Here is a 20,186-nt window from a genome sequence, read left to right on the forward strand (position 1 = left end):
TACCAGACTAAGCAGTGGATGACAGATGCATGAAGCTTGTCCATTCAAGAAGGGGGACATTCTTTTGCTTCAAATGATACTTATAGCCGCTGCAGCGGCTTTAACGTTTTTACCGCTGCAGCGTACGTGGTGGCAGCGGACTGATTTCCGCCGCCTCCTGGCACCTCGCTACATACTCGGGCTTTTTTATGGTGCTTTTCTATTTTACGCTGGTCTTGCCGATCAAAGTGTAACACTTTTGATTGCAGCATACGTTCCGGTCGTAGCCGTCTGGCTGATTATCGATAACGTCGTTGTCTATATGACGGTCCGCACGTTCCGTAAAAAAGAAGCATCTGCGGGGGCTGGAATTGGCATTCTGCTCCTAGTTGCAAGTATGGCATTTTTTATTTTCCAACCGCTGTTTCTTGCCGATGCGAAATACGATATAGCCGGCGGCGAAGAAGTAACAAGTGACGACCTGCCGCCTGTAAATGAAGAAAGTATTCCAGTTGTTCCGAGAAGCTACGCGGAGTACCGGGCTGACATTATGATGGGTCAGCTTGAAAATCCTGCCTTCTTCACGCTCGGTTCTACTCGCATTCAGCGAGTGGACGATGCACTGTACTGGATTACGCCGATTGAATATGATGATTTCTTCCGCTGGGTTCGTGCGGACAACGTTCCGGGGTTCATTATGGTGAGTGCAGAAAATCCGCGGGAAGACCCGCAGCTGATCGAAACAGATATGCAGTATGTGCCATCAGCATTCTTTCATGAGAATCTGGAACGCCACGTAAGAATGGCCTATCCAGATGTCGTCATGCTTGATACAACATTTGAAGTCGACACTGATGGAAACCCTTATTATATTGTCAGCTATGGCCACTACACACAGTTTCGAAGGGTCGCTGACGTAGATGGGATTATCACCGTTGACCCCGCAGATGGATCGATGGAGAACTATGAAGCCGAAGACGCACCGGAGTGGGTAAACCGCGTTTATCCTCCGCATATAGCAGAAGAACGCAATGAGTGGTTTGGTATGTACAGCCGCGGCCTGATCAACCGCTATTTCGGCCGGGAAGGACTGATGCAGCCAACTACCTGGTCCGCTGATGATACCGTAACGGGAATCGTGGATGATGACCTGCAGCTCAACTGGTTTACGGACCACATGCGGCTGACAGACGAAGGCGAGGAAGGCTCGAGGTCCATGGTAGGCTTCACCATGTTCGACGCACGAACCGGTGACCTCCGCTACTTCCGTGATGCAAGCGGCATGCTGAACGGACGTACGGCTATGGACCTCGCCGAGCGGACGTTCCGTCGCGATGATTACGTAGCCGGGACTCCTTCGCTATATCCAATCTATGATCAGTACACGTGGGTTGTGCCGCTCATGGATCGGAACGCCGTGCTTCGTGAAGTAATGCTCGTGCACGCAGGAGATGAAAATGTGTATGGCTACGGCAGCACGAAACGTGAAGCCTTCAATGCTTATCAACTGGAGCTGTCGACTACTGTGGATGACGATGTTGTCCCTGGTGAATTGACCGATATGGCGGAAGAAGAAAAAACAATAGGCAGAGTCTATCACTGGGACCGAGAAGAAAATGTGACTGTGCGTATATGGTTTGAAGGGGAAGATCGGATCTTTACATTAAACGCCTCTTCGCATCCGACTGCCGTTTTCCTTGAACCAGGCGATGACATTACCATTCGGTACATGGACAGCGGAGAAGCAGTACAACCAATTGAAGAGATGGACTTTGATCTGATCCCTGTTGAAGATGAAGAAGCAGATTTTCTCGAGGATATTGAATTAGATGAAGAAGATCCGGATAACGAGCAGTAATCTTGGTGGAGCATATCGAATTCACTGACGCTCTGTCGCTGAGCGGTGGCGGACTGCAAGCGGGCAAATACGCATTCTACCCCCTTTATCTAATCAGCAAGCTGAAGCCGGCGGCCCATCAGGACCGTCGGCTTCCAGAGTGTCGATAACGTATTTTTAAGTGAATAACCTTACACCTGCCTGTATCTGCGGACCCTCGCTTTCCGGAGGGAACTGGCTCAGCTAACCGCTTTCTCCTGCTGTCGAAAGCGCTGGATCTTCGCCTCGTTCTGATCCTCCAGGAGTCGAGGCCCTTCAATGTCGGCAGCTGGCAATGCGTTTCACGTGCCTGAGACTGCACGATCGGCTTCTGTACAGATAGAACCTTCCCGATTTGACGTTTCGATGTTGAATCGGCGTTTCCGTACTTTCTAGAATTCATGATAAACGTAAAAAGCAGTCGCGTCTGCCTGTCGTGACGTTGTTCTCCAACAAGCAGAGCCGTTTTCCCGATGTGTCCGGCGGAGGCGCAACAAGCAGTCTGAAGATGCCGTGCCGTTCAGATCTGCGAACGGCATCCACGCACGACCGAAGCCGGACTGGCTTTTGGAGGCTTCTTGTGAGAAACCTGTGTCCGAGTGAAGCCGCGCCACCCTTCCCTTCATACAGGGGTCAACCCTGAGAAATGGCTGAAGGCCAGCCCACTGCAGGCTAGGTAAGCAGAGGAGAAATACAATCAAGCGAATAAACATGTAAGTTGAAAGACTTTTTCAAAAGCTTGGAAGCCGGCGGCCCATCAGGACCCTCGGCTTCTTCTGTCTGATTCAACCGACCTTCTGTAACGAATCAGCTGTCCATCTCGAGCAGCTCTTCTATTTCTTCTCGGCCGAGCGTTTTCAGCATGGTCTCACCCGGTTGGACGACACGGTCCAGCAAGTCTCTCTTCCGTGCCTGCATTTCGTGAATTTTTTCTTCGATCGTGCCTGCAGCGATCATCTTCGTTACTTGCACGACCTTTTTTTGGCCAAATCGGTACACGCGGTCTGCTGCCTGGTCTTCTACAGCCGGATTCCACCACGAGTCAAATAGAATAACCGTGTCGCCGCCAGTGAGATTCAAGCCGGTTCCACCTGCTTTTAACGAGACGAGAAACAGGTCATGTTCTCCGCTGTTAAACCGCTCTGCCATCTGAACGCGCTCTTCGCCAGGCGTCTTTCCGTCCAAATAAAAATAATCGGCACCTCTTTTGTCAAAGCGCTCCTTCATCAAAGCGAGCATCGTCGTAAACTGACTGAAAATCACGATCCTTCTGCCGTTTACAAGTGCCTCCTCCGTATATTCCATCAGACGCTCCAGCTTCTCCGAGCCTCCTTCGTAATCCTCCATAAACATACCCGGATGCGAACAGATCTGTCTTAATCTTGTCAGGCCGGCAAGGATTTGCATGCTTTTTTCCTTCCAGCTGTCCGTCAGTCTCGCTTCAGAAGCTTCTTTTCTTAAAAGCTGCAGCTGCGTCGAGTACAATGTTCGCTGCGCCTGTGTGAGTTCTGTATATTCCACACTTTCCAGCTTTTCAGGCAGCTCCCGCAGCACATCTCTTTTTCTCCTTCTTAAAATAAACGGACGGATTCTTGCGGCAACCGCTGACTCTTCCAGTGATTGAAACGCCTCTTTTCCAGGAAACAAGCCCGGGAGCACAATTTGGAAAATGGAGTATAGCTCTTCCAATGCGTTTTCGATCGGTGTCCCGCTCAGCGCAAAGGCCGTCTTGCAGTGCAGATCGCGCACTGCTTTTGCAGTTTTTGTGCCCGCATTTTTGACGTTTTGAGCCTCATCTAAAATCAAGACATCAAAATGACGTTCGCAAAACATCGAATGGTCGCGCCGAATCACTGGATACGAACTGATCAGCACATCCCGATCAGCATATTGTGTGAACTGCGCTTCACGCTCGGATTTTGCACCGCCTATAATACCTGCCGTCAAATGCGGTGCAAAGCGTTCAAGCTCTTTCTTCCAATTATACGTGACACTCGACGGGCAAAGAATCAACGCTTGCTTCAACGGTCCCCGTTCTTTTCTTCCAGCTAAAAAGGCGATCGTCTGCAGTGTTTTTCCGAGCCCCATATCATCGGCGAGAACGCCTCCAAACCCGTAGTAATCCAGCGATGTCATCCACTGATAACCAGTTTTTTGATAGTCCCGCATATCCGCCAGAAGCTGCTCCGGCTCCTTAAAATCGATATCCGACGGATCCAGCAGCCGCTGGATCAGCTTTTGAAACGAGTCTGTACGGGCAGACAGAATACGCGCTTCCTCTAAATGAAAGGCCTCTTTAAGCGGCATTGTCATTGACGCAGAGGGCTTTCCTCCGACCGCCGTCCGATAGCGCTCCATCAGCTCGCGCACCGCATCAAAGCTGACGTCATGCAGCGGGATATACGTGCCGTCCTGGCGTTCATAATAGCGGCGCCCTTCCATCACTGCTTCGACAATGGCATCAAGCTCATCCTGCGGTACAGCTTCAGTGGAGATATGCACACTGAGCTCGCCGGTCCCCTCATCGACTTCAGCAGTTACTTCCGGCGCTTCTTCCGGCAAATAAATTAGATCACGGAGCGATGCAGGGAGATACACTTCAAATTCCTCGGAGAGAACGGGAAGCCAGCTGCTTAAAAAATACAGCAGATCAGGAAAATGGTCGATAAACAGCTCGGTCCCGTTATACTTCAGCGGCGCTTCCTCAATGAGAGCCATAAGCTGGTATTCCTTTTTCATGTCTCTGACGATAATACGCTCTCCGCGGCTTTCGTTCTCACGAAATGGATTGATCTCCTCATGGCCGTATTGAAAGATCACTTGCGCTGTCAGCCTGCTGGCTGCGTAATCAAGCAGCAGCCGGGCTTTTAACGGAATCATATCAATTTTATGATCCAAAGCCTCCGCTGTTTGTACTGTTCCCACCGCCTTGAGCTGAGGCAGCAGGACAGACGCAAGCGGTTCAAGATAGGTACTGCTGAACGTAATGATCGGCTGATCTGCAAGCGACAGCTGAAAATACAGTTTTTCGATCACGCTTCGCTGCTCCTCCGGAATCCACAAAAATCGGTTTTTGTAATAGCAGACAGGATAGCTGCTCCCAAAATACTGCAGCTGGTGACCATTTTTCCAATGAAGTGTATAGGCACCCTCCTGCACTTCCTCCGCTTCAAATCGGAACGGCTTCTCCATGTCCTCCAGCCGAAAAGGCTGTTTCTGTCCTTCTGCCGCTAAAACAACGACGTTTCGGCCCTTTAATAAACGTAAAAAAGAAGCGGCAAACGGAGCAGGAATATCAAAGCTCCTCATGTCTCCTTCTTTTCTGACCGCATACCGGTCCTCATACATTTGCTGCACATTCACAAGAACTGATGCTTCTCGAAGAACGTCAAGATCATCTTCATCTACTGCGTGTTCTTCCGGATAAAACGAAAATTTCTCTGTGAACCGATAAGCTTCTCCAGCCTGAACAGCATGGAGAAAGTCGGGCAGGCTGCGTACGATATACAATCGTTCAGTTCCGGCCTTGAGCTCCAGCTCGATGCTCCCAGGCGCTTCCTCATAGAACGATGGATACAGCTTCAACTCAAATTGGATCTGCAGCTTCGTTCTCTCAAACCGATCTACAGACGCAGCTGGTGGAACGAACAGGGATTCAAATTCTGCTAGCAGCGCGGCAGTTTCCCGATCCTGCCAGCTGCTGACGGCCTGCGGCTCAGGAGCTGTAAAAGACGGATCCCGTTCTGCAAGCCATGCGTGAATTCGGTTTTCGCCCATATACAGCAGGGCAGCCAATATGTGCACACAAACACCGGATCTGTCACAGCTGCATGCTGTCTGCTTGATTTCCATCATCGAATCCGGATATATATCGACGGCAAACCGCTGCCTGTAGCGCTCTACATAAATCCTGAACCGTTTTTTCTCCTGGTCCCAGAGCATTTCTTTTACGCTTTCTTCCTGATGATAGACTTGCGCGATTTTTAGTTGCTCAGGCGCCTGCACCTCATGCTGCAGCGCGTCCGCTGTTAATTCCGTTAAACGCAATTCCGTTCCTCCTCCTTGTACAGAGCGCCCTGTACTCAGCCGATACGGACCGAGCTAAACACTACCCTTCATCATATCAAAAAAACGCAGAGCCGGAAAATATGTGAGCAGGTAAAGCGCTCTGCCTGCAGAGGAGTACGCTTTTCAGCTTTGATCAGCAATACCCCGAATCAGTCGACGTGCACCGTCCTGCTGCAAAAGACGTTTTGTTATTTACCGCCACGACAAAAGAAGAACCCTCCAGAGAGGGTTCTTCGCAGAGTGTTGATAACGTCATTTCATGTGAATGACCTTGCATTTGCCTGCATCTGCGGACACTCGCTTTCCGGAGGGAACGGCCTCAGCTAACCGCTTCTTCCTTTCGTCCGCCGGATCTTCGCCTCGTTCTGATCCTCCCGGAGTCGAGTTTCCTCCGATTTAGCAGCTGGCTGTCGGTTGAAACCCTGGTGATGATTCACACGAGCTTGTTCCATCTAGAGGGAACCTTTCGTTAGGCAGCGCTTCGATGTCGAATCGGGATGAACGTCAACGTATCCACCCAAAAAAGCCGCAGCGTCCAGCGATTGGAACGTTTTTCTCCATCAAACAAATTCATTTCCCCTTTATGTCCGGCGTGCCCGTGGAAGCCGCGCAGCCTGAAGATGCCGTGCCGTTCAGATCTGCAAACGGCATCCACGCACGAGCGGAGCCGGACTGGGTCTTGAAGGCTTCTTGTATGAAGCCTGTGTCCGAGTGAAGCCGCGCCATCCTTCCCTTCATACAAGGATCATCCTGAGAAATAGCTGAAAGCAAGCCCACGGCAGGCTCGGTAAACAGAGGGAAAAGTCAATCAATCGAATAAACATGTAAACAAATTGACTTTATCAACGGCCTGAGAAGAACCCTCCAGAGAGGGTTCTTCGATGCGGGTGCCTTCTAGCTCCAAGCAGTCCAGTTACTTTCGGGAATCCGGCCGCTCCAGTTCAAATATCGTGCCGAGACCGGCATACTGCTTGCCGCCAAGGCGTGAAACAGGCTTCCACTTATCCGAGCGGACGCGTCCATTATCCAGCAGCTTGTCTTCGATTTCATAGTGCACGATGCGGCCGAGAATAAGGTCTGTTGCCGATTCTTCCCCTTCAATGATAAGGTGACGTTCGAGACGGCATTCCAGCCTTATCGGGGATTCCTTTAACGACGGTACAGCGACAACATGGCTGGGATCCGGTGTCATTCCAGCCCGAACGACTTCACTCTCGTCCGGCTTCAGCGACGCAGACGCCTCGTTCGCCTGTTCTACGTTTTTTTCCGTGACAACGTGCACAACGAATTCGTTTAACTTGAGAATATTGCGGCATGTATCCTTTTGCTGGCCTTCTTTGCGGCCGATTGCGATCGAAATCAGCGGCGGATCGGCGGATACGATGTTGAAATAGCTGAACGGCGCTGCATTCAGAACACCTGCTTCCGACAATGAAGTCACGAGTGCTATTGGACGGGGAGTCACAAGGGACGTAAGCAGCCGGTAATTTTCTTTTTTTCCAAGCTCCTCCGGATTCAGCCCTTTCATGAGCTGCTATCCGCATGTTCTTTATAAAACGAAGCAGCCTGCTCGACTTCATCCCGAGTCAGCTGATGCCCCATCTGTGCCCAGTACAATTTGATTGCTGCTCCTTTATCCTTCAAATGGCCGTAGAGTTCTTCTGTTTCCTCCGGCGGACAGATTGGATCGTTTGAACCTGCACCGATAAACACCGGCAGTCCGCTCATATCCGGGAGATTAAGATCTCGTATCGGAACCATCGGATGAAATAGAAAAGCAGATTGAAACGGCCGCTCATAGTGATACAGCAGACTGGCGGCTATATTTGCTCCATTCGAATACCCAACTGCTGTCACGTGCTCCCGCTCAAATCCATATTCAGCGGCCGCTTCATCAATAAAATCGTGCAGCTCTTTTGTACGGAATTTTAAATCTTCTTCATCAAAAACCCCTTCGCGAAGTCTTCTAAAAAACCGGTTCATCCCGTTCTCATCTACATTTCCGCGAACTCCCAGTACAGCCGCATTGGGATCTATCATATCAGCAAGCGGCAGCAAATCTTCCTCATTCCCTCCCGTGCCGTGCAGCAGGAGGAGGGTTTTCTTGCTTCCGGATTTTGATTCTTTAAATACGTGCTTCATTTGTTTTCACACCTTCCACTTTAAAAAAGTAAGCAATATAAAAAGTATACTGTTTTCATTCCCCATAATGCAACCTGTTAACCGTTTTAACTCAATGAAAGCAGGATAGTATAAATTGTGCCATTATTCAGATAAAATAAGATCAGCTGCCTGGCAGCAGATCTTGCATGAGAGGATGATAAAGTTGAAGAAAGCTGTGGAATCTGTACTGGTAAACGAATTTGTCGATGGCATCCTTGATCCTTCCCGGGAAATGATCGGTCCTGTAAAGGACGGCGGGCATATTATTGCCAATACGTCTCCCGGCTGCTGGGGTCCGATGATCACTCCCAGCCTGAAGGGCGGTCATGAAGTAACAAAACCGGTTTATGTGGAAGGAGCAGAACCAGGCGATACGATTGTGATCTCCATTAAGTCTATTCGCGTCACATCGATTGCGACAGCTTCCGGAAATGACAAACCTGTAGAGGGACGTTTTCTGGGGGACCCTTTTGTCGCAGTTCAATGTCCGGACTGCGGGCTGATGCACCCGGAAACAGAACTGAAAGGTACCGGTCAGACAGCAGTTCGCTGCAAAGCATGCGGAGCAGACGTCACTCCTTTCCAGTTTACTAATGCATATACGATGACATTTGATGACAAAAAATCAATCGGACTCACGCTTGATCAGGAAGGAGCTCAGGAAGTTGCTGAAAATGGCAAGCATTTTATGGCAACGCCGGAAAACTCGATCCAAAATCCGATTGTGGCCTTCGGCCCTCATGACATTCAAGGTCTTGCTGCTCGCGTCCGCCCATTTCTCGGCCAGCTTGGCACCACCCCTTCGATCCCATTTCCTGACTCTCACAATGCCGGTGATTTTGGGTCCTTTCTCGTAGGTGCTCCTCATGAGTTTGCGCTTACCGAAGAGGAGCTGGACCATCGCACAGACGGGCATATGGATATCAGCCGCGCCCGGGAAGGCGCTGTCGTGCTCGCTCCTGTCAAGGTGCCGGGCGGCGGTGTTTATCTTGGCGATATGCACGCTATGCAGGGAGATGGAGAAATCGCCGGTCATACGACGGACGTCTCAGGAATTGTTACGCTTCAAGTGCGTGTTATAAAAGGGCTCAAGCTGGAAGGTCCAATTCTTTTGCCGGTCTATGAAGACCTTCCTTACCTCGCCAAACCGTTTACAGAAGCTGAACGCGAAGATGTGATCCGCCTTGCCTCCTGCTGGAAAATGACGGACAAACTTGAATCCTCCCTGCCCCTTTCATTTGTCGGCACAGGTCCTGATTTAAATCAGGCTACCGCCAACGGCATGGAACGTGCTGCTTCTTTGCTCGGTATAACGGTTCCTGAAGTCATGAACCGGACGACTGTTACCGGATCCATTGAAATAGGCCGGCATCCGGGTGTTGTGACCATTACGTTTCTCGTCCCAATTCCGCTGCTTGAAAAAGTAAAGCTCGATTATACGGCAATCGAACAGTACGGCCCTCCCGCCGGAAACAGCTGACTTTCGCTTCATTGCCTGCGCCTGTTAAATGCGGTACACTTTCATACAGATTATGAAAAAGGTTGGGTGTCCCCTTATGCTGAAACAGGCTCAGGAAACGTTAAAAACCTATTACGGCCATGATTCCTTCCGGCCGGGTCAGGAAGCTGTCCTGACCCGGCTGTTTGACGGCAGACATACGATGGGCATGATGCCGACCGGAGGCGGAAAATCTGTCTGCTATCAGATTCCGTCCCTGCTTTTTTCTGGCGTCACCCTCGTGATTTCTCCTTTAATTTCACTGATGAAGGACCAAGTGGATGAATTAAGAGAAGCAGGAATCAATGCCACCTACATTAACAGCTCTCTCTCGTTTGAAGAAACTGGGAAACGGTTGGACGAGATTCGCCTGGGGCTGCAAAAGCTCGTTTATATTGCACCGGAGCGATTGGAATCTCCTTCGTTTATGAAGATGCTTCAACAGCTGCCTATCTCCATGATCGCAGTCGACGAAGCCCACTGTCTTTCGCAGTGGGGGCACGATTTCAGACCGAGCTACATGCGTATTCCAGAGCTGATAGCCAGACTGCCCGGCCAGCCAGTCGTCCTGGCCTTAACGGCCACTGCGACAAAAGAAGTAGCTGCTGATATTTGCTCTGCCCTGCATATTGAATCAGACAGCGTAATCCGTACTGGATTTGCACGGGATAACCTCTCCTTTCACGTGTTAAAGGGGACGGACCGTGACCAGTATCTGCTGGACTACGTAAAAAAAGATGCAGAAGCTTCAGGAATCATTTACTGTGCGACCCGTAAAGAAGTGGAACGGCTCACCGATCTCCTCCAAAAAAACGGTGTCGAAGCTGGAAAATACCATGGGGGGATGGATAACGAAGAACGGCGCCAGGCTCAAGAGCTTTTCGTTTACGATGTGGTGAAAGTAATGGTCGCGACAAATGCGTTTGGAATGGGAATTAACAAGTCAAACGTCCGGTACGTGATTCACCGGCAGCTGCCACGCAATATTGAAAGCTATTATCAGGAAGCCGGGCGCGCAGGCCGTGACGGTGCCGCCAGTGAATGTCTGCTGCTCTTCTCCCCCCAGGACGCCCAGATTCAACAGTTCCTGATTGACCAGTCGCAAATGAGCGACGAACGAAAGGAAATGGAATTCCAGAAACTGCAGAAAATGCTGCACTACTGTCATGCAGAAAGCTGTCTGCAGCAGTATATTCTGGACTATTTCGATGATTACGGCACAGAGCCTTGCGGAAGATGTTCGGAGTGTGTCGACGAGCGATCCAGAGAAGACATAACCAAGGAAGCACAGATGGTGTTCTCCTGTATGAGACGAATGGGCGAACGATTCGGTAAAACGGTCATAGCCCAGGTTCTGACAGGTTCTAGAAATCAAAAGATCAAAGAGTGGCGTTTTGACCAGCTGTCCACCTTTGGACTTATGAAGCAGTATTCCCAAAAGGAGGTCGCGCAGCTTATCGATTTTCTTGCAGCCAGCCGTTACCTTGAGCTTTCCGGCGGAGGCTATCCGGTCCCAAAGCTGTCCGAAAAAGTTCTTCCTGTTCTCCGCGGTGAAGCCGCGGTTTACCGGAAAAAAGCACTTCGGCCGCAGCAGGCTTCTGCTGATCATCCGCTCTTTCCAATTCTTCGCAGTCTCAGAAGCGAGCTTGCCCGAGCTCACGAGGTGGCTCCATACATGGTTTTCTCGGATCAGACGCTCCATGAGATTTGCGCCCGCCTCCCGCAGACAGAAGAGGAGATGCTGGCCGTCCGAGGTGTTGGCACGAACAAAATGTACACCTACGGCAAACGATTCCTTAAAGCGGTCAACGATTATATGGCATCTGAATCCACGGCTCCACGAATGGCGGCGTCCGCGAAGCAGAAAGACGGAAAAAGCTATGAAGAAACAGCAGCGATGTTTATTGAAGGACATAGCCCGGAAGCGATCAGCACAGCTCGCGGCCTGAAAGAGACAACCGTCCTTCAGCATCTCATCGAAGCTTGGGAGAACGACTGGGATGTAGACCTCTCCGAACTCGTTGAGGAGGATGAAGTGGCACTTGTTGAAGAAGTAATCGATCGCGTCGGTCTGGAAGATGGCTTAAAGCCTGTAAAAGAACATCTTCCTGAAGATATCAGTTATTTCACCCTAAAAGTCACCGCGCTGCTTCAATCCGCAGGACTCCGATCCTAGAGGATTAGAACGAGGCAAATATCCTGCACTTTCGACGGAAGAAGGGAAAGCCGAGCCCGTTCCCTCCGGAAAGCGAGGGGCCGCAGAAAAAGGCAGATGCCATCTTATTCACCTCATATGACGTTACCCACACGTTGAAGAAGCCGGCTGCAAAAAGCAGCCGGCTTCTTCATCTGACAGCGCCCGCTTTAGAGCCGTCAGTTACCGTGGTGCGGCAGCGGTGACGAAGGGACGTGCTTTTTGGGAGACTGGTCTGTAAATGGACAGATCGAAGCCTTTCGGTAGGCGAAACGCGGACTTTTTTCCTCATCATTATACGTTTCATGAAACACGTGTACAGCAGCAGGTGACATCGGTGGAATCAGCCATGTCCAATCGCCGGTAACCCCTCTTCCAGCCTTTTTTTCCTTAGCACAAAAGATGCGGAACTGCTCCGCTGCAGTATGATGATCCACGAGGCTGACCCCTTCCTCATGAAAGGAATAAATAACGGCGCGATTTAATTCAACGAGCGCCCGGTCCTTCCATAGCGATGCAGGCTTAGCTGTATCCAGACCGAACACATCAGCCACTGCTTCAAGACAATTGTAGCGCCATGTATCAGCCAAATTCCGCGCACCGATCTCTGTTCCCATATACCACCCGTTGAAAGGAGAACATGGATAAACAATACCGCCAATTTCAATTTCCATATCTGCAATCGCCGGTACGGCATACCATTTCAGCTGCAAATTTGAAAAAGCCTCCTCTTCCGGATGCCGAAGCGGAACTACCAATGCCTCTTCTGCTTTCCATTCATACAGATGGATGCTGCCATCCCGCTTTTGAATCAAGAGCGGAAGGATATCGAAATCAGTCCCTTTCCCTTTCCATCCAGCGGCCTGCGCCTGCTTAGTCAATGCTGCAGAAGCCGGGTCTCCTCTGCCGTCCTCATACCCGGCGTAGCGAATCAGCTGATGATTCAGCAGCTGCCATTCTGGCGGTTTACCAGGCTGTGAAGGAGGGAATATCGTCATGGCCGGCCTGATTTTACCGCCGTTTGTCGTAAACCGCAGATGTTCCCGGCACGCACTAATGACCTCATCCGGCGTATTGACGTGCCGTTTATCAAAGACGGTAAGCGTATCCCAAAAAAGTCTGCCGATGCACTTGTTTGCATTCCGCCAGGCCGCCTTTGCTCCAAAAGCCAGCTCCTCACCTGTTTGCACATACGTACCAGTCGCTGCAATTTCCTGATAAACATCGTTTAAACGGTCTGCCAATCCAGTCTTTCCCTGCTCCGTATAATACTGCTGTAAAAAGGATTGTGCAGCCTGCTCGAGCGTCATTTCCACATGATTTCCTCCTGACTGTCCAGCGAAGCTGTTAATATGATAGTATAAGGAACATCAGTGCTACTGCAAGAACGAGCATGATTGTTCACAAATTAATCACGTTTGACCCGCTGGGGGTGCACCATGTGCTGAGACAGAAACTATTTTCTGATCCCCTTGAACCTGATCTGGCGTAATACCAGCGTAGGAAAGTGGATGAAAGCAGCCGTTTTCCGGACTGATCCAGCTTCCGACGAAAACGGCTTTTTTCTATTCCGCTGTGCAAGAGATTATATACGTGAAGGAGTGAAAGCATGACGAATCAAGTCCTCGCTCTGCGAAATCTAATTAAGAGCGACGCCCCATTAATTCATAACATTACGAATGTCGTAGTGACTAACTTTACTGCCAACGGCCTCTATGCGGCAGGCGCGAAACCAGTAATGGCATATGCTCCCGAGGAAGCCGCAGATATGGCTTCTGCAGCAGACGCGCTAGTCTTAAACATCGGCACGCTTTCAAGCGCCACAAATGAGGCGATGCTTCTGGCCGGAAAAGCGGCAAATAAACATGGAAAACCAGTCATCCTCGATCCAGTCGGAGCAGGCGCTACCTCGTTTCGGACAGAATCTGCTGCCATGCTCTTAAAGGAGCTCGATATCGCGCTTATCCGCGGGAACAGCGGGGAAATTGCAAGTCTTGCCGGGGCAGAAGCCGTTGTAAGAGGCGTAGATGCCTCTGCTGCTCCTGATGACGCGTCACAATCCGCGGTGAAGCTTGCACGCTCCCAGCAGACGACTGTCTGCATGACAGGCGAAATCGACGTCATTACAGACGGCAGCAGCATGATCACCGTTCATAACGGTTCTCCCTCGCTCCGGGATGTCACCGGTGCAGGGTGTCTGCTGTCCTCCATTGCGGCAGCTTTTATCAGCCGGGCGGCTTCTCCGCTTGAAGGTGCAGCCGCAGCCTGCGCCTATTACGGCGTATGTGCAGAAGCAGCCGCGGCCAGACAACCATATGCAGGTCCAGGTCATTTTCAAATCCATCTGCTCGACATGCTTCAGCAGCTGACAGACGAACAGCTTGAGCAGCAACTTATTCTGAAGGAGGCATCATTATGAAAACAGCATTGACAATTGCCGGTTCTGACAGCGGCGGCGGAGCAGGAATTCAAGCCGACTTAAAAACATTTCAGGAGCTTGGCGTTTTTGGCACAAGTGCCATTACTGCTCTGACAGCTCAAAATACGGTAGGCGTTCAGGGTGTCTTCCCGGCTTCTCCAGAAGCGCTCGAAGCACAAATCACCTCCGTATTGGATGACATCGGCGCACACAGCGTAAAAACCGGTATGCTGTTCGATTCCGAACGAATTGAAATCACCGCCTCCTTTGCAGCTGAAGGCAGGCTCCCTGCGTTGGTCGTTGATCCTGTTATGGTGTCCACGACCGGAGCCGAGCTGTTGAAGGAAGAAGCCCGGACCACGATGACAGAGAAGCTTTTTCCTCATGCCTCGTTGATCACGCCAAATATTCCGGAGGCTGAAATGATCACCGGAATGTCGGGCAGTTCGCTGCAAGTTCGTAAAGAAATGGCCCGTGAACTGTTAAAATTTGGTTCAGAGGCTGTGTTATTAAAGGGAGGTCATGAACCCGATGCTGCCACAATCACCGATATTCTATTCGATGGAGCTGAATTTCACTATTTAAGCGTCGAAAAAATCGAAACAAAACATACGCACGGCACCGGCTGCACGTATGCTGCTGCCGTTGCTGCCTATCTCGCTCAAGGAAAATCCATGAAAGATGCTGTTTTTGCAGCAAAGCAGTTTATTCACCAGGCGATCCTTCATGCGCACTCTGTCGGTGAAGGAGCTGGGCCCGTTCACCATGCAGCTCACCGGACGGCGGATAAACCATTTATCAAAATGGAGGTTGAACAGACGTGACCCAGTTCGCAAAGGAAAGGCTTGCTGTTTACTTTATAGCAGGTACGCAAAATACAGACTGGCCGCTTCCGGAGCTTGTGTTTGAAGCGCTTCGAGGCGGAGTAACGATGTTCCAGCTGCGTGAAAAAGGAGCTGGGAGTCTGCAGGATGAGGACGAACGCCTGGTACTTGCAAAGGAACTAAAAGAACTGTGTGCCCGGTTTCATGTGCCGTTTATCGTAAATGATGATATCGAACTGGCTCTGGCCTCAGATGCTGATGGACTCCATATCGGACAAGATGATGCGGATCCGGCTGAAGCACGGCGCAGGATTGGAGCACAGAAAATACTTGGTGTCTCCGCCCGTACGATTGCAGAGGCAGAAGCAGCTGCTGCCGTAGCCGATTACCTCGGCACAGGTCCCATGTACGCTACTTCGTCAAAGGAAGATGCGGAGAGTCCTGTAGGACCGGAGCGTATTCAGGAAATGCGAAACGCTGGTATCCATTTGCCGATAACCGCGATCGGCGGTATAACGCTCGATAACGCGAAGCCGGTATTGCGAGCCGGTGCTGATGGCGTTTCGGTAATTTCAGCGGTATCTGCAGCAGAAAACGCGGAGGCTGCTGCCTCCGCGCTTCTCTCCATCTATCGTTCCATTAACCGCTGATAAATCGCTGATACAGCCGGAGTGCCTTTTCCGTATTTGATAATCCGTGCATAAGGGCCCGCCCATCCCGAAATAACACGGTACGTGTTCCTTCGAGATCGAGCTGCAGCAGATACTCATTCTGCAGCTGGACGTGCGGCTTCAGTCTCTGAAGGACTTCTTCGATATCAACTTTCTGGGACGGTCTAACCTGAACCGTATCACGTCCGCATAGCACCGACAGCCTCGTTCCGCTGCCGTTCAAAAACGGGTAAACTGCCTCTTCGCCGCAGGAGGGGCAGTTTTTTTGCTTCATTTTAGAAGTTCCAATAACGTGTACCGCCGGTTCCCAGAGATCAAACTGAACCATCCCGTCTCTAAGCTTGTCGAGGTTTCCGCTTAACAGCTTGAGCGCTTCTGCCGTTTGATAAGCGGCTGTCATCTGAACGACCGGTCCGAGAATACCTGCCGTATCGCACGTATCCCCTCCAGCAGTTACGGCGCCGACTATGCAGGAAAGACACGCTGTCTTTCCGGGAAGAATCGTACAGGCAAGTCCGCCGGAGGCAACACAAGCTCCATAAATCCAGGGGATCCTGTATTTGCTGCAAAAGTCATTCAGCAGAAGTCTCGTTTCAAAATTGTCCAGTCCGTCGAGAATCAAGTCCGCACCCTTAAAGGATGCCAGCAGTTCAAGCGTTATTTCACCAGTGATGCCTTTTATATGCACGCCGCTGTTTATCTGGCGAAGCCGCTCTTCTGCAGCTGTTGCTTTCGGCTTTTGCTCCAGCGCATCCTGCTCGGTATACAGCTGCTGGCGCTGTAAGTTCGAAGGCTCTACATAATCACGATCGACGATCGTCACAGAGCCGACGCCTGCCCGGACCATCGTTTCTGCAATCGCGCTTCCGAGCGCACCCGCTCCTGCGATCAAAACCGATGAATGGCTGATTTGTTTCTGGCCTTCCCTGCCGATAGGTGCAAACAGCTCCTGCCGTGAATACCTGTCCTTCATCCAGCTTCCTCCCTCTATACCGAGCGATGCTCCCCAAGTTCACTATCGAAATACCCCATATCTGTGAGCTTTAGAGATGGAATAACCGGCAGACACATGAAGGAGAGAGCCGAGATTGGATTAAATGAGCCGTGAAAGCCTGCCTTTGTGAACGAGTGCTCTACCTGCTTTAGATCTGCTGCGGCTGATTGTGCATCGGCGGATGACATGAGTCCGCCGATATCGAGCTGCATTGCAGCCTCTACCTCTCCATCAATCACAAGGGCAAGTCCTCCCTGCATGTCTTCTACCGTTTTTACCGCCAGCTCTATTTCTTCGTCTGAAAAGCCCGCTGCCACAATGTTGTGCGAATCATGCGCGGTCGTTAGTGCGAACGCCCCTTTCGTAAACTTCAGCCCTTTGATAAAACCGACCCCGATATGACCTGTTTCATGATGACGCTCCAATACGACCAGCTTCATCATATCCTGCGCGGGGTCCTGCTGAAAATAGCCGCCTTTTATCGGAAGCCGGTAGAACCCTTTTCCGGTTACGATACTGTCAGGCCGGTATTCAATGCAGAGCGCTTCTTCCTTCTCTGCTTTCACCTTTAACTCTTCCTGCTGAAACGGCTTTAAATTGACAGAAGTTATCAGCGCTTCAGGAGGCGGGACCTGCTCAGATGATCCTGCTGAAAGCCTGCCCTCTTCTGCTGTCAGTTTCCCGCCGCAAAAGACGTGCGACGGACAAAAATCATGCAGATCATCGACTATTAGCAGATCAGCATCACGGCCAGGTGCCACTGCTCCTTTCGTATGAAGCTGAAAACATTCTGCAGCATGAAGTGTCGCCATCTGAACCGCTGTTACCGGATCGAGACCCTCGTTAACGGCAATGCGGATAGACGCATCGATACTGCCATCATCAATCAGCTCATCAAGGTGCTTATCATCGGTGCAAAAAAGAAATCTGCGGGCGTTCTTGGCAGTAACAGCTGGCAGCACCTGGCGCAGGTCCTTCGCAGCTGAGCCTTCACGGATTATCACGTACATGCCGTTGCGTACCCGCTCCAACGCCTCATCAGCTGTTGTACACTCATGATCAGTCGTGATACCTGCTGCGGCATAAACATTCACTTGGCGCGCTGCAAATCCTGCACCGTGTCCATCGATATTCAATCCTCTGCCTTCAGCGTCCGCCAATTTTTTCATCATATCATCATCCCGCTGCTCGACCGCAGGATAGTTCATCACTTCTGCGAGTCCAATAACGCGGGGGTGTTCATAAAATGGACGAAGATCTGCAGCGTTTAATTCCGCACCTGCATGTTCGAACGGTGTGGCTGGAACGCAGGACGGCAGCATGAACCGAACATCCAGCGGCACGTTTTCAGAATCATCCAGCATATAGCGGATCCCCTCTGCTCCTTTCACATTTGCGATTTCATGAGGATCGGTGACGACCGTTGTGACCCCCTTCGGTACGACGACGTCGGAAAACCTCGCCGGAGAAACCATGGACGACTCGATGTGAACATGTCCATCTATTAAGCCAGGAACGACGTACCGTCCGTTCACGTCCAATTCTTCTTTTCCTGTAAATTCACCGATACCTGCGATAATACCGTCCTGAATCGCAATATCGCCAGTTTCAATTTCACCTGAGAACACATTGACGATGCTTGCTCTTTTCAAAACCAAATCAGCCTGCTGCTCATTTGCAGCGGTTTTAATGATGCTCCTTCTCGTTGTCTGATCCATATCCTCACTCCTCGCACTGCTTTGTTCTCTTATTATACTGAAGGAGATGTCAGACGTCTACGGCTTGCTTTGCCTCCCAGTACACGGAAACACGTAAAGAGTGGTACACTCTTCAATAGACTGTTAAACCATACGGGAAGGGGGCAGTCTCTTGACTGAATCCGGAAGCGTATCCAGACGGAGCCTGCTCATTGCAGCTATTCTGCTGACAGGCTCCTTTTTAACGATACTGAATCAAACTCTCATGATCACTGCGATTCCTCCAATCATGCAGGAGATGAACGTAACGGCTAATACAGCCCAGTGGCTGACCACCGTCTTTATGCTGGTAAATGGAATCATGATTCCTGTAACAGCCTTTTTAATTGAAAAATTCACTACCAGGCAGTTGTTTATGACGGCGATGCTTACATTTACTGCCGGTACGATAGTCGGCGGACTTGCCGACAGTTTCGGCATGCTGATCGCTGGCCGTGTTATTCAATCAGCCGGTGCCGGAATCATGCTGCCGCTCATGCAGACCGTCTTTCTGCTTATCTTCCCGCTTGAAAAGCGCGGCACGGTGATGGGCTTTGTGGGGCTGACGATCTCCTTTGCTCCTGCTCTCGGGCCGGCTTTGTCAGGCTGGGTCATTGAGACATTCGCATGGCGCTATTTGTTCTGGCTCGTGCTGCCGCTCATTCTGCTGCTCATTCTATTGGCATGGAAGCTTTTAAATAATGTGACAGAGCTCAAAAATCCCAAAGTTGATCCGGCGTCGATTATTCTTTCCTCTTTTGGATTCGGCGGATTGCTTTATGGATTTACGAGCGCCGGGAACGCCGGCTGGCTGTCTCCAATCACGCTTCTTTCACTAGCTGTGAGTGCCGTTTGCCTTTATCTCTTTATTACGAGACAGCTGCGCATGGTGCATCCGATGCTGGAATTTCGTGTTTTCAAACTTCGCACGTTCACCATTGCGACCGCGGTCGGCATGATTGGCTTTCTCGGCCTGATCGGCATGGAAACATTGATTCCGCTCTACTTGCAGGAAATGCGAGGCTTCACCGCATTTGACTCCGGTCTCGCTCTGCTGCCTGGAGCACTTGTTTCCGGATTCATGTCTCCTCTCACAGGCTACATTTTTGACCGGATCGGAGCGAGAGCACTGGCTTTTACCGGATTGACGATTATGAGCGGAGCCACTGCAGCATTTTTGTTTGTTGACGCCTATGCGACGATTACGTTTATTGCGCTCTTGTTTGCGATACGGATGTTCGGGTTTTCCATGGTCATGATGCCGATTACGACAGCAGGGCTGAATGAACTCCCCCGCAAGCTCATTCCACACGGGGCAGCTATGAATAACACGATGAGACAAATCGCCGCATCTGTCGGCACTGCCCTGCTCGTTACGATTATGACGACTACGGCGATGCAGCTTGAGACCGGTACAGCTGACCGGACACCGGACATAATCGGAATGAATGTCGCAATGGGGTTTTTAACAGCGCTGACCTTCTCAGGTTTAATTCTCATTTTATTTCTTCGACCGCGAAAGCCAATGTCCGATGAAGAATGGGATGCAGAATTCGGACCAAAGCGTAATGAGCCAGACGTTCCGCTCCAGTCAAATGCGGAAAATAAATAATGACCGTTCCACATAATGCATACTGAAAAAAACGGGGCTGTCCCATAAGTCGATATTATCGACGGGACAGCCCCTTTTTATGTATAGAAGTAATTTTATAGAAGGAAACAGAAAAAAATCGCCGAACCTGTGTGTGTAAGCGACAAAACCAA

Annotated in this window: 14 protein-coding genes and 1 riboswitch; of the genes, 7 read left to right on the forward strand and 7 right to left on the reverse strand. The window is 50.7% G+C overall.

Annotation, left to right across the window (positions count from 1 at the left end):
* Nucleotides 1–73: 73 nt before the first annotated feature.
* Complete coding sequence (locus ACSZLD_RS14360) at nt 74–1,837, forward strand: hypothetical protein (RefSeq protein ID WP_444685591.1); 1,764 nt, start codon at nt 74–76, stop codon at nt 1,835–1,837.
* A gap of 825 nt (nt 1,838–2,662) precedes the next feature.
* On the opposite strand, the gene ACSZLD_RS14365 is transcribed toward ACSZLD_RS14360, so the two are convergent.
* The 4 genes from ACSZLD_RS14365 to ACSZLD_RS14380 all read right to left on the reverse strand — a co-directional run bounded on the left by ACSZLD_RS14365 (nt 2,663) and on the right by ACSZLD_RS14380 (nt 8,065).
* The gene (locus ACSZLD_RS14365) at nt 2,663–5,902 is read right to left on the reverse strand and encodes a DEAD/DEAH box helicase (protein ID WP_444685577.1); all 3,240 of its coding nucleotides are present in this window, start codon (nt 5,900–5,902) and stop codon (nt 2,663–2,665) included.
* A gap of 490 nt (nt 5,903–6,392) precedes the next feature.
* Complete coding sequence (locus ACSZLD_RS14370; protein WP_444685578.1) at nt 6,393–6,665, reverse strand: hypothetical protein; 273 nt, start codon at nt 6,663–6,665, stop codon at nt 6,393–6,395.
* 171 nt (nt 6,666–6,836) lie between these two features.
* Complete coding sequence (locus ACSZLD_RS14375) at nt 6,837–7,451, reverse strand: flavin reductase family protein (protein ID WP_444685579.1); 615 nt, start codon at nt 7,449–7,451, stop codon at nt 6,837–6,839.
* Nucleotides 7,448–8,065, reverse strand: coding sequence for an alpha/beta hydrolase (locus ACSZLD_RS14380; RefSeq protein WP_377907649.1), 618 nt, complete (start codon nt 8,063–8,065; stop codon nt 7,448–7,450). The genes ACSZLD_RS14375 and ACSZLD_RS14380 overlap by 4 nt, the downstream gene beginning before the upstream one ends.
* A gap of 175 nt (nt 8,066–8,240) precedes the next feature.
* On the opposite strand from ACSZLD_RS14380, the gene ACSZLD_RS14385 reads away from it, so the two are divergent.
* Nucleotides 8,241–9,566 (forward strand): acetamidase/formamidase family protein, encoded by a 1,326-nt coding sequence (locus tag ACSZLD_RS14385; protein ID WP_444685580.1) that lies wholly within the window; start codon nt 8,241–8,243, stop codon nt 9,564–9,566.
* 76 nt (nt 9,567–9,642) lie between these two features.
* On the forward strand, nt 9,643–11,760 hold the full coding sequence (gene recQ / locus ACSZLD_RS14390; RefSeq protein WP_444685581.1) for a DNA helicase RecQ: 2,118 nt from the start codon (nt 9,643–9,645) through the stop codon (nt 11,758–11,760).
* 197 nt (nt 11,761–11,957) lie between these two features.
* On the opposite strand, the gene ACSZLD_RS14395 is transcribed toward recQ, so the two are convergent.
* Nucleotides 11,958–13,088, reverse strand: a complete 1,131-nt coding sequence (locus ACSZLD_RS14395; protein ID WP_444685592.1) for a nitric oxide synthase oxygenase — start codon at nt 13,086–13,088, stop codon at nt 11,958–11,960.
* A gap of 108 nt (nt 13,089–13,196) precedes the next feature.
* A riboswitch (TPP riboswitch) is annotated at nt 13,197–13,301 on the forward strand.
* Between the two features lie 86 nt (nt 13,302–13,387).
* On the opposite strand from ACSZLD_RS14395, the gene thiM reads away from it, so the two are divergent.
* Genes thiM through thiE form a run of 3 tightly spaced genes read left to right on the forward strand, consistent with a single transcriptional unit; the run spans nt 13,388 to nt 15,671 of the window.
* On the forward strand, nt 13,388–14,197 hold the full coding sequence (gene thiM, locus ACSZLD_RS14400; RefSeq protein WP_444685582.1) for a hydroxyethylthiazole kinase: 810 nt from the start codon (nt 13,388–13,390) through the stop codon (nt 14,195–14,197).
* Nucleotides 14,194–15,021, forward strand: coding sequence for a bifunctional hydroxymethylpyrimidine kinase/phosphomethylpyrimidine kinase (thiD, locus tag ACSZLD_RS14405; protein WP_377907645.1), 828 nt, complete (start codon nt 14,194–14,196; stop codon nt 15,019–15,021). The genes thiM and thiD overlap by 4 nt, the downstream gene beginning before the upstream one ends.
* Nucleotides 15,018–15,671 carry a thiamine phosphate synthase gene (gene thiE / locus ACSZLD_RS14410; RefSeq protein ID WP_444685583.1) on the forward strand — a complete coding sequence of 218 codons (654 nt, stop codon included), beginning with the start codon at nt 15,018–15,020 and terminating at the stop codon, nt 15,669–15,671. Before thiD ends, thiE begins: the two co-directional genes overlap by 4 nt.
* On the opposite strand, the gene ACSZLD_RS14415 is transcribed toward thiE, so the two are convergent.
* Nucleotides 15,661–16,665: a ThiF family adenylyltransferase gene (locus ACSZLD_RS14415; RefSeq protein ID WP_444685584.1), complete on the reverse strand. Its 1,005-nt coding sequence runs from the start codon at nt 16,663–16,665 to the stop codon at nt 15,661–15,663. The genes thiE and ACSZLD_RS14415 overlap by 11 nt on opposite strands.
* 14 nt (nt 16,666–16,679) lie before the next feature.
* Nucleotides 16,680–18,404, reverse strand: coding sequence for an adenine deaminase (ade, locus tag ACSZLD_RS14420; protein ID WP_444685585.1), 1,725 nt, complete (start codon nt 18,402–18,404; stop codon nt 16,680–16,682).
* Between the two features lie 151 nt (nt 18,405–18,555).
* On the opposite strand from ade, the gene ACSZLD_RS14425 reads away from it, so the two are divergent.
* On the forward strand, nt 18,556–20,034 hold the full coding sequence (locus ACSZLD_RS14425; RefSeq protein WP_377907641.1) for an MDR family MFS transporter: 1,479 nt from the start codon (nt 18,556–18,558) through the stop codon (nt 20,032–20,034).
* Nucleotides 20,035–20,186 lie beyond the last annotated feature (152 nt).

Source organism: Alkalicoccus luteus, assembly GCF_052061695.1.
Classification (GTDB): Bacteria; Bacillota; Bacilli; order Bacillales; family Salisediminibacteriaceae; genus Alkalicoccus; species Alkalicoccus luteus.